Here is a 16,121-nt window from a genome sequence, read left to right on the forward strand (position 1 = left end):
AAAGCTGGAAACGGAAAAATTAACTGCATGTTTTCCGTTTAAATTTAAAAGGCACAGTTCCCCGTAGAAGGAGCGCACGGACGCAGGGCTCTGCTAGAGATCAATGAGGTCGGGATGAGGCAGAAGGGCTGCTGACCAGCCAGGAGAAACTGCAAGAGTCACATCCTCGTATCTAACAACAAGCCTCGCATTGGAACCGGCAAATAGGTATTGAGCTGTGATTGATACTGACCATATGGCTTAAGCGGTGATGTGGAGAGCTGAAACAATGAGATGGCAGGGAGCTGCTGCAAGCGATCAATATTGCTTACTAACGAGTTCGCGAAGTTGGTGAGCGTAAGCAAGCTTTGGCGATCAATGCCAATAGGTTGCTTTAGTTGCTCCTCCAGAACGTCAGCTTGAAGGATCAACTTTCCGTCATCTTTCTTGGTGATGCCGAGATCATGAAGTGTGCTGGGACTTGCGGCTCCCTCAAGACCTTGAAGCAGGGCATGACTTACATAATCAGGTGAGTCCCCCAGTTGATCTTGTAATTCATTATAGGTATGAATAAAGTTTTGAATGTTGTTAGCAATATTGGTTGGTGTGGCTTCTGTAAGCGCATCGGCGGACTTGTTCGTACTTGAAGTAAGACTCGTATTGACAAGCGACTGAGCGGATTTCTTAACGTTGTCGGTAGTTTGAACGAAGCTGGCCACGTTTTTGGCGGCCGTTTGTGCGAATTGTTTGTAGGCGAGTTGCTCAAACGGCAAGTCCAACATACGCCGTATGGTATTCGACTTACCGCCAGAAACCGCACTTACAGCTCCAACACGGTAATAATCTTTATGAGTTTGATACCTGTTCACCGCCATGACGGAGGGATAAGCATTGATCATCAAGACCACCTCATTTCAATACGTTAAGTATATCACTTGCGTAGACTGGGGTAAATTGGTACTTGTGGGGTCAATTACAGGATTACCAACATAAGATAGCATTATTGCTTCTTGTGGAGGCGGTGCCATGTGATACGCAAACGTTTGGCTACCATTGACGACGCTGCTATATATCGATTAGTTGTTGAACAATTAGTTCCTTTTTCCAGAATGTACGCATCAGGCAATTCTGTGACCTTTTCCGAGATCCGTAAGCGATTGAACGCCAATAAAACTATCGTCATCGCGAAAGGGTATAAACGGCCCTACGGTTTCATTTCAGTGATGCGCAAATCGAGCAAGCTCTTCATTGATATGCTGGCCGTTGATCCCCGAGAGCAAGGTAAAGGCATCGGGCACTCACTTATGAAGGCAGCTGAAGACTACGGGCGTAGTGAGCGTTGCCAATCGGTTGAGCTTTTTGTTGATGACAGCAATCCGAAAGCGATTCGATTTTATAGTAAGAGAGGATATGAAATTGATTCATATGTACCCGAGCTTAGCTGCTATCGAATGAGTAAAAGGATGCAACGTTGAGAAAGGGGCTGTAGATGAGCCTAGCATCCACAGCCTTGATTTCCGTCAATCACTAAACATGGCCGCAATATAGTCGATCTGAATATCTACTGGACCCGTGGGTCTGGCAGCTGGGGCTTGTGGAGGCCCGCCAAAACGGATGAGTCCGAAGGAAGAGAGCTGATCCTCGGTTGTCAACTGAGCCGGTGTATCTGGTTGAGCTTGCTTCTTTTTCCCCTTTTTCGTAATTGTTGGCTTGGTGTTTTTGGAAGAGGATTTGATTTTCGGTGGTTGATTATCATTTAAAATGAGCTTGTTTTTCTCAACACGACTGACAATCCCATAAATCTCTGAGCCATTCGATAAATAAATAAGAACGGGCTTTCCGACAAGGCTTTTGCAGCTTTTTTCTGTGATTGGGTGAAAGGGTTGCATGACTAGGAGGCACCTCCGTATTGGTATGTACAGTTAGCCTATGCCGTGTCGTTTGCAACGGTATAGACGAATGTCTAGTTTCACATAAGAAAATGTTATGAGTTAAAGTGTTAAGATAAGTTGAATAGCTTGACAATTTTAGGTATGCTAAGCATATTAACTAATTCTAATAGAGAAAGAATGATGCATAGATGAGTGGAGCTGTGTTTTATATTTTCGGAGCAACGGGAGATTTAGCGAAAAGAAAGCTGTTTCCGGCCTTCTATAGCCTTTATCGGGAAGGCAAATTGGGAGAAAATTTTGCAGTAGTCGGTCTGGCTCGCAGACCGCGGACGAACGAGCAATTCCGTGAAGACGTGAAAAATTCGATTCAAGAATTCGCTCGTTACAAAAATACAGATGCCGCTGAATGGGAGAAGTTCGCCCAACGTTTCGAATACATGTCTCTCGACATTAACAATGTTGCGGGTTTCCATGAACTGAATAATCTGACAGCGAAGTTGGACGAGAAATATCAAACGGGCGGCAATCGTCTGTTCTATTTGGCACTTGCACCAGAGTTGTTCGGCAACGTTTCATACAATTTAAGTGAAGGCGGCTTGCTCCAAACAAAGGGCTGGCATCGCCTAGTTATTGAAAAACCGTTCGGCTACGATTTGCCGTCGGCGGAGCGTTTGAATGGACAGCTTCGTCAAGTGTTCGAAGAGAAGGATATCTACCGAATCGATCATTACCTAGGTAAAGAAATGGTCCAAAACATCGAGTTTGTTCGTTTCGCGAATGCTTTCTTCGAGCCGCTTTGGAATAATAAATACATAGCGAACATCCAGATCACGTTGAGTGAAACTGTTGGTGTAGAAGAGCGCGGTGGCTACTACGACCACTCAGGGGCTCTTCGCGATATGGGTCAAAATCACATGCTGCAAATGCTGATGATGATGGCCATGGAACCGCCTAGCCGTCTGCATCCGGAGGATATTCGAGATGAGAAGGTGAAGGTGCTTCGCTCACTTCGTCTGTTCGAAGACGGTGACGATGTGCGTGCGAACGTGATTCGAGGTCAATATGCTAGTGGTTCGGCCAAAGGCAAGGCGCTCACGGCCTACCGTGAAGAGGATTCTGTGAATCCACAATCGACGACAGAAACCTATTTTGCTGCTCGTGTTCACGTGGATAATTTCCGCTGGGCCGGTGTGCCATTCTATATTCGTACAGGCAAAAGACTGCCAGTCAAGACGACCGAGGTCGTTGTAGAATTCAAAAACATTCCGAACAATGTCTATTTGGCTAAAAAGCATGACCTAGAGCCTAACCTGCTCGTATTCCGAGTGAATCCGATGGAAGGCATCTACTTGAAAATGAATGCGAAGCAGCCAGGTTCAGAAGGTGTGATCGTACCTGTTGCGATGGATTTTTGCCAAAGCTGTCAAATCGGCATCAATACACCAGAAGCTTACGAGCGACTGCTGTATGACGCGACTCGTGGAGATTCCACGTACTTTACGCGTTGGGATGAAGTGGCGCTTGCATGGTCGTATGTGGATCGCATAGCGGCTGCATGGGGCGAACAGACAGATGACCTTAAGCACTATCCTGCTGGCTCATGGGGACCTGAAGAAGCGACGAAACTCTTGAGTGATGATGGGTTCAAGTGGTGGCCGATTAATGGTCAGAATGAGGGAGAAGTCGATTGGGAAGCTGTGCAGAAAACGACCGTATTGGCTTAAAATAGGGTATCTCATCCAACAGGCGTTTTTGGCCTGTTGGTTTTTTGCATGTTGGAACAAGCGTAGTAAGAAATCGCGTGATGTCGCCTAGTCTGGACGACGTATATGACACAATTTGTGGTATACTAGTGCATATGGCCATTTTCTCATTTTATACACTAGAGGTGCATCGATGTCACGAAGAGCGTTTGTGCGATGGCTGCTCGCCATTGGGGCTGTTTTAGTAGGATTAAGTGCTTGGTTTAGTCTGTTGGTCAAGAAAAAATTCATTCCTGAGGATCAGACTGCTGTCGCTCCCGTGGCTACTGCCGAGCCTCCAAAAGCTATTCCAGAACCCTCAGAGGAACCTCTGCCTCTTGGGCCATTGATGTCCTTCTTTATCTTAAGCGATCTTCATGTGACTTCGGGAGATTCTCTTCCCAATAAGAAGCTTAGGCTAGCGCTAGATGATGTTACCCATTTCGATGGTCCAGTCGATGCGATTATGCTGACCGGTGATTTGACGGATACAGGAACCGAAGTTGACTATAAGACATTGCGCGCCATCATGAATGATTATAAGCTTCCTCCTATTCATGGTAATATGGGGAATCATGATTATTACACGATTTGGATTAATAAAGCGAATAGTTGGGATCAGGATAAAGTCCCGAATGGCAAGAGTGATGCGATAAGTAGAGAGCAGTTCAAAAAGTTTATGGGCTATACTTCCCTTTATAATGATTTTACGGCTAACGGACACTCTATACTATTGCTATCACAGGAAGCTTACGTGCAAGAGAAGCCTGAAGTGGGCGAAGGTGCCTGGTACTCCGATGAACAAATGGCTTGGTTCAAAAGCAGAATGGGCAATTTATATAAACCAGGAAGACCTCTGTTTGTGATGACGCATCAACCGCTGCCTCCTGTAGGTACAGATGGCGGTTCACATCAGCTTATCCGTGCGATTCAGTTCCGCGAGACGTTAAAGGATTATAAAAATGTTTTCGTCTTCTGCGGTCACCGTCATCAGGATTTCCAGAATGGGACACCGCACTATATTCAGGAAACGTTCCATTATTTTCATAATGCCTCTGTTGGGAGAACGCTGAATCGGGCGTACCAGCAAACTGCTCAGGATAAAGCACAGGGCATTTATGTGCAAGTATTTGCGGATAAAGTGGTTGTGCGCGGCAGGGAATTCAGCACTCGCAAGTTCATTGAAGAAGCGAACTGGAGTGTTCCCTTGGAGAAAGCACGCGCTTGATTCCGATGTAATCTATATGTAAAAGAAGAAGGGAATAAACGAACACATGAAAACGCAACTCACTAAACTTCTCGAAACGGAAGTCGCTAAACGACGTACGTTCGCGATTATTTCTCACCCGGATGCGGGGAAAACAACATTAACAGAGAAACTGCTCCTATTCGGGGGCGCCATTCGCTTAGCCGGAACGGTTAAGGGACGTAAAGCTAGTAAACATGCGACATCGGACTGGATGGAAATTGAGAAACAACGTGGTATCTCCGTAACGTCAAGCGTTATGCAGTTCGACTATGAAGGTCACCGCGTCAATATTCTGGATACACCGGGCCACCAAGACTTCAGTGAGGACACCTACCGTACATTGACAGCCGCGGATAGCGCGGTGATGTTGATCGACGTTGCTAAAGGGGTCGAGACTCAGACGAAGAAGCTATTCCAAGTATGTCGTATGCGCGGGATTCCCATTTTCACCTTCATTAACAAATTGGACCGTGAGGGCCGTGATCCTTTCGAACTGTTAGAAGAGCTTGAAGAAGTGCTCGGCATTCGTTCTTATCCAATGAACTGGCCTATTGGCTCAGGGAAGCAATTCTGCGGGGTTTACGACCGTGGGAAGTCCCAATTAGAGCTATACCAAGGTGATGATCATAGGGAGATTGAAGTCCGTAAAGTGGATGGCGTGGAAGATCCCTTAGTGAAGCAAATCGCAGGTGAATTCCTCCACAAGCAATTGTGCGGAGATATCGAGTTGCTCGATGTCGCGGGAGATCCTTTTGATATGGAAAAAGTCATGAAAGGTGAGCTTACGCCAGTGTTCTTCGGAAGTGCGGTGAACAATTTCGGTGTGCAGACGTTCCTTGAGAACTTCCTGCAACTAGCTCCACAACCAGAGCCGCGTACGAGTACAGCTGGTGTGATCGAGCCTACGAGAGAGAAATTCTCGGGCTATGTATTCAAAATTCAAGCGAACATGAACCCTGCTCACCGTGACCGCGTAGCTTTTTTACGTATCGTCTCAGGTAAGTTCGAGCGAGGGATGTCCGTGAAGCATGTAAGGCTTGGCAAGGATATAAAACTGGCGCAGCCGCAGCAGTTCCTTGCGCAAGATCGTGATATCGTGGAAGAGGCGTTCCCAGGCGATATCATTGGTCTGTTCGATCCAGGTATTTTCCGAATTGGTGATTCCTTAAGCGAAGGGGAAGAGGTCGTATTTGACGAGCTTCCAACGTTCTCGCCGGAGTTATTCAGCAAGGTATCGATCAAAAATGCTTTGAAGCAAAAGCAGTTCCTTAAAGGGATCGATCAATTAACCGAAGAAGGGATGATCCAAGTCTTCACGACGATTGGTTTCGAGGATATGATTCTCGGCGTCGTAGGCCAACTTCAATTTGAAGTGCTGGAACATCGCATGAAATCGGAATATGGTGTAGATATTCTTCTGCAGCGTCAGAATTATCAATTCGCGCGTTGGATCATTGATGATAAAATTGACCCAGCTAAATTCCGTATTAACTCACAGTTGGTGAAAGATAAAAAAGGGAATTTCGTCGGTTTATTCGAAAGCGAATATGCGCTGCGCTCTTCCATTGATAAAAATCCAAGTGCACAGTTCTTAACGAGTGCGCCATAATAGCAAGCAAGTAAGAAGAGGCTTTTCCTGAATTTCAGGGAAAGCCTCTTCTTGTTGTATTGTTGTCGCCAATGCTCAGTTGCCTTCATACACTAGGATGGGGTGAATTCGAAGCTGGAGGCTAAGTATGAAGAAGAGAATAAAGTGGAGATCAAAGAAAGCGCTGCCCTTGAGTAAGGCAAGATATGTAAGCAGCAAAATCGGAAAAACCAAGGCCGTCGAGACGGTTGAATCACTTCGCAAGTATGTGCCAAGCACCAAACGCATGACCTCAGAAACCTTACAAGAAATGCTCGAACAATATAAAATGGTCTACGTGAAACCCAATATAGGAATGTTCGGGAACGGTGTGATCCGTATCGAGTTAGCAGGGGAAGACACAGAACGGTCCTATACTTACCAATCTGGGGTCACGATCAAAAAGTTCAAAACTTTCGCTGACATGTACGTCTCACTCCTCAAGGTGACAAGGAAACGGCGTTATTTAGTACAGAAAGGGATTCATCTGTTGACCTACAAGGGGAACCGCTTTGATCTTCGCGTTATGGTGCAGCAAACGCCTGCTCGCAAATGGGAGACAACAGGGGTAATAGGCCGCGTGGCACATCCCGCAAAGATTGTTACGAACTTTCATAATGGAGGTACGTTGAAATCGGTGGATACCTTGTTAAAGAAGTATTTGGCTCCAACGGAGAGGCATGGGTATGTGAAACAGCTGCAAGTGATGGGCACTCAGGTGGCTAAGGCGATTAACGCAAGGTATAGAGGGGTCAAAGAAATAGGTGTTGATGTTGCATTAGATAAGGAGCTAAATCCATGGATTCTTGAAGTGAATACGAGTCCGGACCCGTATATTTTTCGGAAACTAAAGGATAAGCGCATTTTTGCCAAAATCAGAAGATATGCCAAAGCATACGGCCGGTTATGAAATCATAACCGGTCTGTTGTCATACATATGAAAGGTTTGTTCGATGTCATAGGCGGAAATAGGGGGACTTAGCAGGAAGCCTTGAATCGTTGTGCAAGTGGTTTCTTTAAGAATATCAAGCTGTCCCACATCCTCAACTCCTTCGGCGACCACTTGGATATTGAGAGCATGGCCGAGATGAATGATGGCGTTGGTAATTGCCAAATCATTGGAATTACTTTGAATATTTTTCACGAAGGAACGGTCAATTTTGAGACAATGAATAGGGAACTCCTTCAAGTAGTTGAGGGATGAATAACCAATTCCAAAATCATCGATGGAGATGGAAATCCCTTTGGAACAAAGCTTATCAAGGACAGCGATTGTTTTATCCATATTTTGCATAATCGAGCTTTCAGTAATTTCGAATTCTAGATAAGAGGGATGAATACCGGATTGTTCAATGATGCGAATCGCTTTGTCCGCAAAGCTTTCGTCTTGAAACTGACAAGGGGAAATATTAACAGCAACCTGATAATCGAGCTTACCTTCAGCGAGCCATCTCGCCTTCTGAAGACAGGCTTCACGCAACACCCATTCTCCCAGTGGCAAAATAAGACCGGACTCCTCAGCAAGCGGGATGAAATCACTAGGTGCTATCATGCCATGTGTGGGATGATTCCAACGAACCAAGGCTTCTAGGCAACTAATTTGCCCCGTTGATAGCTCAAGGCGAGGCTGGTAGTATAACAAAAGCTGATTCTCTGTGATCGCATTTCGAAGGTCGGTCTCCATCTGAATTTGACTAGCGAAACGCGTTAGTGAAGGCATGGAGTGGAAAGTAATGAGTTTATTCTTGCCCGTTTGTTTGGCAATGAGGAGTGCCTGCTCAGCTTGGTGGAAGGCTTCTGATATATTCTCAGGTGTTATCGTAAGGGCATTCAGACCGAAGCTTGCACGAAGGAAACAGTCCTGACCTTGATAGGTAAAGGGGGAATCAAAAACGTGTTGAACGCGCTGCAGTGCAGCTTGAAGTTGTTCTTGTGTACGTGCCCGAAGAAGCAGTGTATATTCATTATCGCCAGATCGAACGACATGATCGATGTGATCTAAGGCTTTCAATCTACGGCTTAATTCTTGTAAAAGATGATCCCCGCATACGTATCCGAGCGAGAAATTAACTTGGCGAAAACGATCAATATCGAAAACAAGACATGCACGAACGTCAGGAGATAAGGCGATAAAATGTTTCCGAACAGCATGCTCTAACTGGGCAAGGAGCTGCCCGCGAGTGTGAAATCGAGTGATCTGTGACCTGCTCTTGAGAGCTTCGATCGTTGTAGATGCAGTGAACCGAAGATGGCGCCAGATTGCTTTCATTTGCTATCACTCATTCCCATCTCATAGTTGTCCCAATAACCTTTATCATAAGGCTCGAGGAGGAGATAAACAATATTAAGAGTTTGCTTTTATGACAAAAAATGGACTTTATTTTCGCGTTTCTTGATGAAATATTAATGAAAATGTCGAAAAATGACGAAAACGGAAGTTGCATGGAAATGTTGGAATTTATATTGACAGAAGCGGCTTTTGAATGAGAAAATGTACGCGTGTACATTTTACATGTAAGTGAGCGGAAGGGAGCCTATCAACATGGTGACGAGAAAAGAGGTTGCCGAGTTAGCCAGCGTATCAGAGGCGACCGTATCTCGCGTGTTTAATGGACTTGGTCCGATGAAGCCTGCAACCAAAGAACGTGTGCTCGAAGCGGCGAAAGTGCTTGGCTACCACCCGAATGCGATTGCACAAAGCTTCGCTCGGAGAAGAAGCGGCAATTTAGGCGTGGTGCTTCCGTACATGCCGAAGGTGCATGTGTTTTCCGCGTATTATTTTGCAGAGATATTAAGCGGGATCGGGGAGCAGGTAAGCGAACAAGGCTATGACATGTTGTTGTCCTTGCTTGCACCGGATGATGATTTGGATTATGGCCGGTTATACCGTTCGCAGAAGGTGGATGCCTGTGTCATTCTGGGGGCGAGAGATACCGCATCTCAGCGAAGCTCTTTACTGCAATTGCAGGAGCAGGGACTTCCGTTCTGCTTGGTCAATCAACGATTCGAGGGGCTATCCTTCCTTGAAGTTGATGCGGATCATGTGGAGGGGAGCTATCAGGCGGTACGCCATTTGCTGGATGAAGGCTATCGGAAGATTGCCTTTCTCAACGGTTCTCCCCAGTATTCAAATTCTTTGGACAGACTTCATGGATACCAAAAGGCAATGCTGGAGGCAGGCTTATCGATGGACCCATCGCTGCAGTTTGAGGGGAATTACAGCCGTACTAGCGGGTATGAGGCAGCGGCAAGGTTGTGGGAGATCCGGGATCAGGTGGAAGCTGTGTTTGCGGCTAATGATCGAATGGCCATCGGATTGATGCAAGGACTTCGTGAACGCGGTTGGATCGCTGGGCGAGATTTTGCGGTAATCGGGTGCGATGACTCGGATGCTGCGAAGCTAAGTGATCCACCGCTCAGCAGCATTAAAGTGCCCTTCTTTGAAATGGGCAAGCAGGCCGCGCGAGCAGTGCTTGCTAGTGTCGGGCAGGGAACTAGTGAGACTCAGCTGCAAGTTAAGCTGCCGACGGAAGTGAAGATTAGACAGTCTTCAAGGCATGGGCGTTGTGAGCTGAAGGGCTAAGAGCAGAGGATAAGTGCTGAGTGGATGAAGAGTGCAGAGTACATAGTGTTAAGCGAGAGTAGCTGGGGTGTTTGTAAAAATAACTGGATTTCCTGTAGGTAATTATCTTGGAATTGGCCTGTTTGGAGATTTAAATGGATTTTCTACAGTTAATTTTATGGATTTGATTAGAAAGAGGCTGAATGCGGACTATTAGTTGTATGTTTTCCAGTTAAATTTGACAAATCAGTTGGATAAGTCAGAAATAGCTGTAGGTTTTCCAGCTATTCTATGGAGGCTCGGCAAGGGAGAGGTAACAGGTACCGATGACTTTAGATGGGAACTGGTAACCGAGAACTGAGAGCTGAGCGTTTGATTAGTAACTACACTTGGGGAGGCGTGAATTCGATGAAGAAAACGTTCAATATCGGTATGATTGGCTATAAATTTATGGGAAAAGCGCATAGTCATGCTTATAAAGATTTACCTATGTTCTTCCCAAAGACGGCGATTCCAAAGATGAAGCTCATCTGTGGACGCGACGAGAGCGGTGTTCGTCAGGCCGCGGAGCAATTCGGCTGGGACGGGTATGTGACAGATTGGCGCGAGCTGGTTACGCATCCCGATATCGACGTCGTCGATATCAATGCGCCAAGTGATGCGCACAAGGAAATTGCTTTGGCGGCGGCGAAGGCCGGCAAGCATCTGTTCTGCGAGAAGCCGCTGGCGTTGACCCTTGCGGATGCAAGGGAGATGCTGGAAGCGGCTGAAGAGGCTGGCGTGAAGCACATGGTCGGCTTCAACTATCGGTTTGCACCAGCGGTACAGCTGGCGAAGAAGCTCGTGGAGAGCGGCCGACTCGGCCAGATCTATCACTTCCGCGCGTGGTTCCTGCAGGATTGGATCGTTGATCCAACGTTCCCGTTGGTATGGCGCTTGCAGAAGGAGATCGCAGGCTCTGGCTCGCATGGTGATTTAGGCGCTCATCTCATCGATCTTGCGCACTTCCTCGTTGGCGATATGACCGAGGTGATCGGGATGAGTGAAACATTCGTGAAGGAGCGTCCATTGCCAACATCGATGACGGGACTTAGCGCCAAAGGCAGCAAGGATGCACCGCATGGTCCTGTAACCGTGGATGATGCGACATTATTCATGGCTCGCTTCGCAAATGGTGCATTGGGCAGCTTCGAGGCAACGCGATTTGCTCCAGGGCACCGATGTACGAACTCTTTTGAAATTAACGGAAGTAAAGGCAGCGTGAAATTCGATTTCGAGCGATTGAATGAGTTGCAGGTGTATTTTACAAGTGATGATGAGGATGTTCAGGGCTTCAGACGCGTTCTAGCAACAGATGCCTCGCACGCTTATATGGATGCTTGGTGGCCAGCGGGACATACGATCGGGTATGAGCATACCTTCGTTCATGAAGTTGTGGAGTTGATGACAGCGCTTTCCGAGGACCGTCAGCCGGTTCCGAATTTCGTGGATGGCGTGAAATGCCAAGAGGTGCTGGAGGCCGTGGATCAATCGATTGCGCAGCGCCGCTGGGTTAGCATTAGTGAAGTATAAAAGGGGCATGGAGAGAGGAGCAAGATCACGATGAGTCAAAAGAAAGCATTGATTGTATGGGGTGGCTGGGATGGTCATCAACCCGAGGAGGTTGCGGGGATTTTTGCAGGGGTATTGCGTGAAGAGGGCTACGGGGTCGAAGTTTCGGATACGTTAGACAGCTTCCGCGATGAGGAGCGTTTAGCGAGTATGGATCTGATTGTTCCGGTCTGGACGATGGGGAAAATCGAGAAAGAGCAGCTTACTCCGTTAATCAATGCGGTAAAAGTAAGTGGAACGGGGATCGCTGGTTGTCATGGCGGGATGGGAGATTCCTTCCGTAATGAGGTCGAGTACCAGTACATGGTAGGCGGACAATGGGTAGCGCATCCTGGTAACGATGGTGTTACGTACACAGTACGCATGAAAGACAGTGAGCAGCCATTGACTACAGGCATCGGTGATTTCGTCGTTGTTTCTGAAAAATATTATATGCACGTAGATCCGGCGATTAAAGTGCACGCGGTGACAGACTTCGATGATGTGGAGATGCCGGTTGTTTGGACGAAAACATACGGAGCAGGGAAAGTGTATTATAATTCACTTGGTCATCAAGCTAACATTGTACGCATGCCGGAAACGTTGGAATTAATGCGACGCGGATTGCTATGGGCAACACGCTAAAATAAGGGGGAAATAAAGCGATGAACAAGAAGAAGGTTGGTATCATTGGCTGTGGGAATATAAGCGCGGCTTATATGAAAAATATCCCTAACTTTGCACATTTGGAATTGGTCGCCTGTGCAGATATCGATGTGAGCAAAGCACAAGCGCGTGCTGAAGAGTTTGGAATTCCTCATGCGTACACCGTTGAACAATTGCTAAGTGATCCTCAGGTGGACATTGTGATCAATTTGACGATCCCAGCAGTACACGCTCAGGTGTGTATTCAAATTCTAGAAGCGGGGAAACACGCTTATGTGGAGAAGCCACTTGCGGTCACGCGTGAAGAAGGCCAACAGATCCTAGAAGTAGCTAAGCGCAAAGGACTTCTGATTGGAAGTGCGCCGGATACGTTCCTTGGCGGAGGTATTCAAACGGCCTTGAAGTTGATCGAGGATGGCTGGATTGGTAAACCGATTGCGGCTACAGCGTTCATGATGGGTAAAGGGCATGAGCACTGGCATCCAGACCCCGAGTTTTACTATGCCAAAGGCGGCGGTCCGATGTTCGACATGGGACCCTATTACTTAACGGCTTTAGTGGCTTTGCTTGGGCCGATTCGCCGTGTAACAGGTTCAACGACTGTGAGCTTCCCAGAGCGTACGATTTCGAGCGAGAAGAAGCGCGGGCAAAAAATTACAGTAGATACACCAACTCATATTGCTGGTGTTTTAGATTTCCATAGCGGTGCGATTGCAACACTCGTAACAAGCTTTGATATTATGGCTGGTACGCAGTTGCCAAATATTGAAATCTACGGCAGCCATGGCTCCTTGCGCGTCCCTGATCCGAATACTTTCGGGGGGCAGGTGCTGATTCGTAAGGCTGGTTCCGAATATGAACCGATTCCGCTTTCGCATGGCTATAAGGACCATCATCGCGGCTTAGGTGTTGCTGCGATGGCGCAGGCTCTGATAACAGGAGATAGCTCAGCACATCGCGCGAACGGCGAGCTCGCCTATCATGTGTTAGAAGCCATGCATGGGTTCCATGATGCGTCGGATTCCGGTCAGCATTATGTCATGCAGAGCAGCTGTGAGAAACCAGCAGCGATGAATCCTTTGACGGTGCTATAGTATAAAGTAAAGTATCATAGTTTGGCGCTTTCCTCCTCCTTGGTCTGTATTACGACTGATGAGGGGGATTTTATTTTGAATGGCATATCTTTATGGTGAAAAGAACAAAAGCTAAGGAATGCCGCAGCATCCCTCAGCTCGATCGAAACATGCGATGGTCCATGTATGGAACATTTTCAGAGTCAAGGCAGATGTGCCTTCAGTGTTTCTACAAGTGTATCCTGCGTGCTTGCTTCTGTATGCTGCCATATAATTTCAAAAAGAACACCTAGTCCAGGTAAAACTTTCTCTTCTCCACCGATGGAATCTTCAATAACTTCCTTAAGTTCTTCGGGTGTTTTGTTCTGAACCCGCTGGTGAATGGCTTGTCTTAGGGTAATATTCATTCAAGGACCTCGCTTCCATTTCATTCTCGCTATTAATATGTGCAGTTGAAGAAGGCTTCATCCTTGCCACACTTCGCCAATGCAGGTTGCTGCTCCTTGGTCGTGAAGTGAGCTATGGATTCATGTGTGGTATAATAAAAGGGATATATTCTGGGGAATATGGAGGAACGTGAACGGTGAAAAAACAATTTGCGATTATAGGGATGGGAAGATTTGGTTCAGCTGTCGCTAAGACGTTATCACAACTAGGCTTCGAGGTTCTTGCCATTGATCAGGACGAAGAGACGGTTCAAGACGTTTCCGCCTTTGTGACACATGCCGTTCAAGCCGATTCTACAGATGAGGAAGCTATGCGTGCCTTAGGTATTCGGAATTTTGACGTTGTGGTCGTGGCCATTGGGGAAGATATTCAAGCGAGCATTCTAACGACATTAATTCTTAAAGAAATGGGCGTAGCTACGACGATCGTAAAAGCAGTCAATGATCTTCATGGCAAGGTGCTCAAAAAAATTGGCGCAGATAAAATTGTCTATCCTGAAAGGGATATGGGGCAACGTGTAGCACATCATATGATCTCCTCAAACATTATCGATTATATAGAACTCTCTGCCGATTACAGTATTGTGGAAATGAAAGCATCTAAAGATATGGTTGGCAAAAGTCTGCGAGAACTCGACGTGCGTGCCAAATATGGCTGCAACGTGATTGCGATCAAGCATAATGAGCAGATGATCATTCCGCCAAGTGCGGAAGAGACGATTAAACAAGAAGATATTTTAGTTATTGTTGGAAAAAATTCAAGTCTTCAGAACTTTGAAGTTACTTTTGCGGAGTAGGTACATTCATGACAAATTCATATATAGAAATCATGTCCGTTCAAAATACGAGAGTCAAAGATTGGGCTCAGCTCTTAGAGCGTCGTGGCAGAGATAAACAGGGCAAGTATATCATTGAGGGTTACCATTTGATTGAGGAAGCTTTGAAGGCCGGGGCACAGGTGGAGACCATTCTATTTCTTACGGAAAAGGGGAGTCCAGTAGAACTTGCCACTCTCGCTGGTGATCGCGCCGTCGAGTGGGTCGGCGTGAGCGCCGCGGTGTTGGCCAAGTGCTCGGACGCACAGACCCCGCAGGGTGTGGTGGCCATCGTGGCCCGGCCTCAGCTTGGCATGGACGAGCTGCTTGCCGGCGAGCATGATTTGGTTGTGGTGCTGGACGGTGTCCAGGACCCGGGCAACCTAGGCACGATTATCCGCAGCGCGGATGCCGTCGGGGCCAAAGCAGTTGTGCTCGGCCGCGGCACGGTCGATCTGTACAATCCCAAGACGATCCGCTCGACGATGGGATCGATGTATCATCTGCCGATTGTGGAGGCAGATCTGGCAGAACTGCTGCCGCAAGCGCGTGAGCGCGGCGTGCAGCTCGTGACGACGAGCCTGCAGGCGCAGGGCTCGTGCTACGACACGGACCTGCGGCTGCCGACGTGGCTGATTCTCGGCAACGAGGCCAAGGGCGTGTCGCAGGAAGTTGCCGCGCAGTCGGACGTGAAGGTCATTATTCCGATGCAGGGCAAAGCGGAATCACTGAACGTTGCGATGGCGGCGACGGTTTTGCTGTTTGAGGCGGCGAGGCAGCGGATGGTGAAGTAAGGGCTTCTGCCCTCTGTCATAATTCGTATCCATCTCATTTATTTGGTACAAAGTGGATGCGTACAATACCCCTTAGATGAGTACAATACTTATGTTTTCAATTACTCAGATGGGTGGGCTAATGTTATGACAACACACGATAAACAACGAGAAAATCACGCTAAAGATCAAGAAGATAATAAACCGAATCATGGTAAAAGTAGAAAAAAGGGTAAGTAAATACTAAAGCAAAAAAAAAGCCCTTGGGGATTCTTTCCCTCAGGGCTTTCTCTTTGTCCGATGCTTTCGGAACTAAAATTGGAACGTAGATTTGTGATTAGTTCCGATGTGCTCAAGCCTTGGCACATCGGGTTTTTTTGTGTTTTTAGAAGTCGGATTTTCATTTCATATGACGATAATCATTCAAGTTTATCTTAGCCCCTCAGCCTATTGCTGAGGGGCTTTTTCGCTAGTGAAGCCAACAGCCTACACAGTTTTCTTGTGAATTTGTCATTGACAACTCTGTAAAAGGGAAGATATAGTAATGACATTGATAATCATTATCAAATGAAAAAAGTGCTAGAACATGAAAACACGCATTCCCATGGTGTTGATCCTCATGGTACCTCATGGTCATGATCAATACCTACCGGAAAACTCTCGAATGACTGCTATGGAACGGTTACCTAACCATGCGAGCCGGACCC

15 protein-coding genes are annotated in these 16,121 nt (G+C 47.0%); 11 read left to right on the forward strand and 4 right to left on the reverse strand.

All coding sequences use genetic code 11. The features are described from left to right. Nucleotides 1-158 precede the first annotated feature (158 nt). Nucleotides 159-878, reverse strand: coding sequence for a hypothetical protein (locus AC58QG_RS27755; RefSeq protein ID WP_497365318.1), 720 nt, complete (start codon nt 876-878; stop codon nt 159-161). Nucleotides 879-1,007: 129 nt separating this feature from the next. Here AC58QG_RS27755 and AC58QG_RS27760 point away from each other — a divergent pair, with 129 nt between their 5' ends. Next, nucleotides 1,008-1,454 (forward strand): GNAT family N-acetyltransferase, encoded by a 447-nt coding sequence (locus AC58QG_RS27760; protein WP_497365319.1) that lies wholly within the window; start codon nt 1,008-1,010, stop codon nt 1,452-1,454. 45 nt (nt 1,455-1,499) lie between these two features. On the opposite strand, the gene AC58QG_RS27765 is transcribed toward AC58QG_RS27760, so the two are convergent. Continuing rightward, nucleotides 1,500-1,868: a hypothetical protein gene (locus AC58QG_RS27765; RefSeq protein WP_497365320.1), complete on the reverse strand. Its 369-nt coding sequence runs from the start codon at nt 1,866-1,868 to the stop codon at nt 1,500-1,502. A gap of 191 nt (nt 1,869-2,059) precedes the next feature. Between AC58QG_RS27765 and zwf the strand changes: the two genes are divergently transcribed. From zwf to AC58QG_RS27785, 4 genes are all read left to right on the forward strand, one after another. Beyond that, nucleotides 2,060-3,595: a glucose-6-phosphate dehydrogenase gene (zwf, locus tag AC58QG_RS27770; RefSeq protein WP_497365321.1), complete on the forward strand. Its 1,536-nt coding sequence runs from the start codon at nt 2,060-2,062 to the stop codon at nt 3,593-3,595. A gap of 172 nt (nt 3,596-3,767) precedes the next feature. After that, entirely contained in the window at nt 3,768-4,841 is a 1,074-nt protein-coding gene (locus tag AC58QG_RS27775) for a metallophosphoesterase family protein (RefSeq protein ID WP_497365322.1), read from the forward strand. Between the two features lie 46 nt (nt 4,842-4,887). Beyond that, on the forward strand, nt 4,888-6,471 hold the full coding sequence (locus AC58QG_RS27780) for a peptide chain release factor 3 (RefSeq protein ID WP_497365323.1): 1,584 nt from the start codon (nt 4,888-4,890) through the stop codon (nt 6,469-6,471). Nucleotides 6,472-6,598: 127 nt separating this feature from the next. After that, complete coding sequence (locus tag AC58QG_RS27785; protein WP_497365324.1) at nt 6,599-7,399, forward strand: YheC/YheD family protein; 801 nt, start codon at nt 6,599-6,601, stop codon at nt 7,397-7,399. Here AC58QG_RS27785 and AC58QG_RS27790 read toward each other — a convergent pair. Further along, a complete protein-coding gene (locus tag AC58QG_RS27790; RefSeq protein WP_497365325.1) occupies nt 7,394-8,758 on the reverse strand; it encodes a putative bifunctional diguanylate cyclase/phosphodiesterase in 1,365 nt (454 codons plus the stop codon). The two genes, AC58QG_RS27785 and AC58QG_RS27790, sit on opposite strands and share 6 nt — an antisense overlap. A 273-nt stretch (nt 8,759-9,031) precedes the next feature. Between AC58QG_RS27790 and AC58QG_RS27795 the strand changes: the two genes are divergently transcribed. The 4 genes from AC58QG_RS27795 to AC58QG_RS27810 all read left to right on the forward strand — a co-directional run bounded on the left by AC58QG_RS27795 (nt 9,032) and on the right by AC58QG_RS27810 (nt 13,401). Then, nucleotides 9,032-10,072, forward strand: a complete 1,041-nt coding sequence (locus tag AC58QG_RS27795; protein WP_497365326.1) for a LacI family DNA-binding transcriptional regulator — start codon at nt 9,032-9,034, stop codon at nt 10,070-10,072. Nucleotides 10,073-10,459: 387 nt separating this feature from the next. Next, complete coding sequence (locus AC58QG_RS27800) at nt 10,460-11,623, forward strand: Gfo/Idh/MocA family protein (protein ID WP_497365327.1); 1,164 nt, start codon at nt 10,460-10,462, stop codon at nt 11,621-11,623. A 30-nt stretch (nt 11,624-11,653) separates the two neighbouring features. Further along, entirely contained in the window at nt 11,654-12,286 is a 633-nt protein-coding gene (locus AC58QG_RS27805) for a ThuA domain-containing protein (protein WP_497365328.1), read from the forward strand. Between the two features lie 20 nt (nt 12,287-12,306). Further along, nucleotides 12,307-13,401 (forward strand): Gfo/Idh/MocA family protein, encoded by a 1,095-nt coding sequence (locus AC58QG_RS27810; RefSeq protein WP_497365329.1) that lies wholly within the window; start codon nt 12,307-12,309, stop codon nt 13,399-13,401. Between the two features lie 182 nt (nt 13,402-13,583). Here AC58QG_RS27810 and sspI read toward each other — a convergent pair whose 3' ends face one another. Next, the gene (gene sspI, locus AC58QG_RS27815) at nt 13,584-13,787 is read right to left on the reverse strand and encodes a small acid-soluble spore protein SspI (protein ID WP_310501607.1); all 204 of its coding nucleotides are present in this window, start codon (nt 13,785-13,787) and stop codon (nt 13,584-13,586) included. A gap of 176 nt (nt 13,788-13,963) precedes the next feature. Between sspI and AC58QG_RS27820 the strand changes: the two genes are divergently transcribed. Continuing rightward, entirely contained in the window at nt 13,964-14,623 is a 660-nt protein-coding gene (locus AC58QG_RS27820; protein WP_497365330.1) for a potassium channel family protein, read from the forward strand. Nucleotides 14,624-14,631: 8 nt separating this feature from the next. Further along, nucleotides 14,632-15,435, forward strand: coding sequence for a TrmH family RNA methyltransferase (locus AC58QG_RS27825; RefSeq protein WP_497365331.1), 804 nt, complete (start codon nt 14,632-14,634; stop codon nt 15,433-15,435). Nucleotides 15,436-16,121: the final 686 nt, after the last annotated feature.

It is taken from the genome of Paenibacillus sp. J22P169, assembly GCF_059691995.1.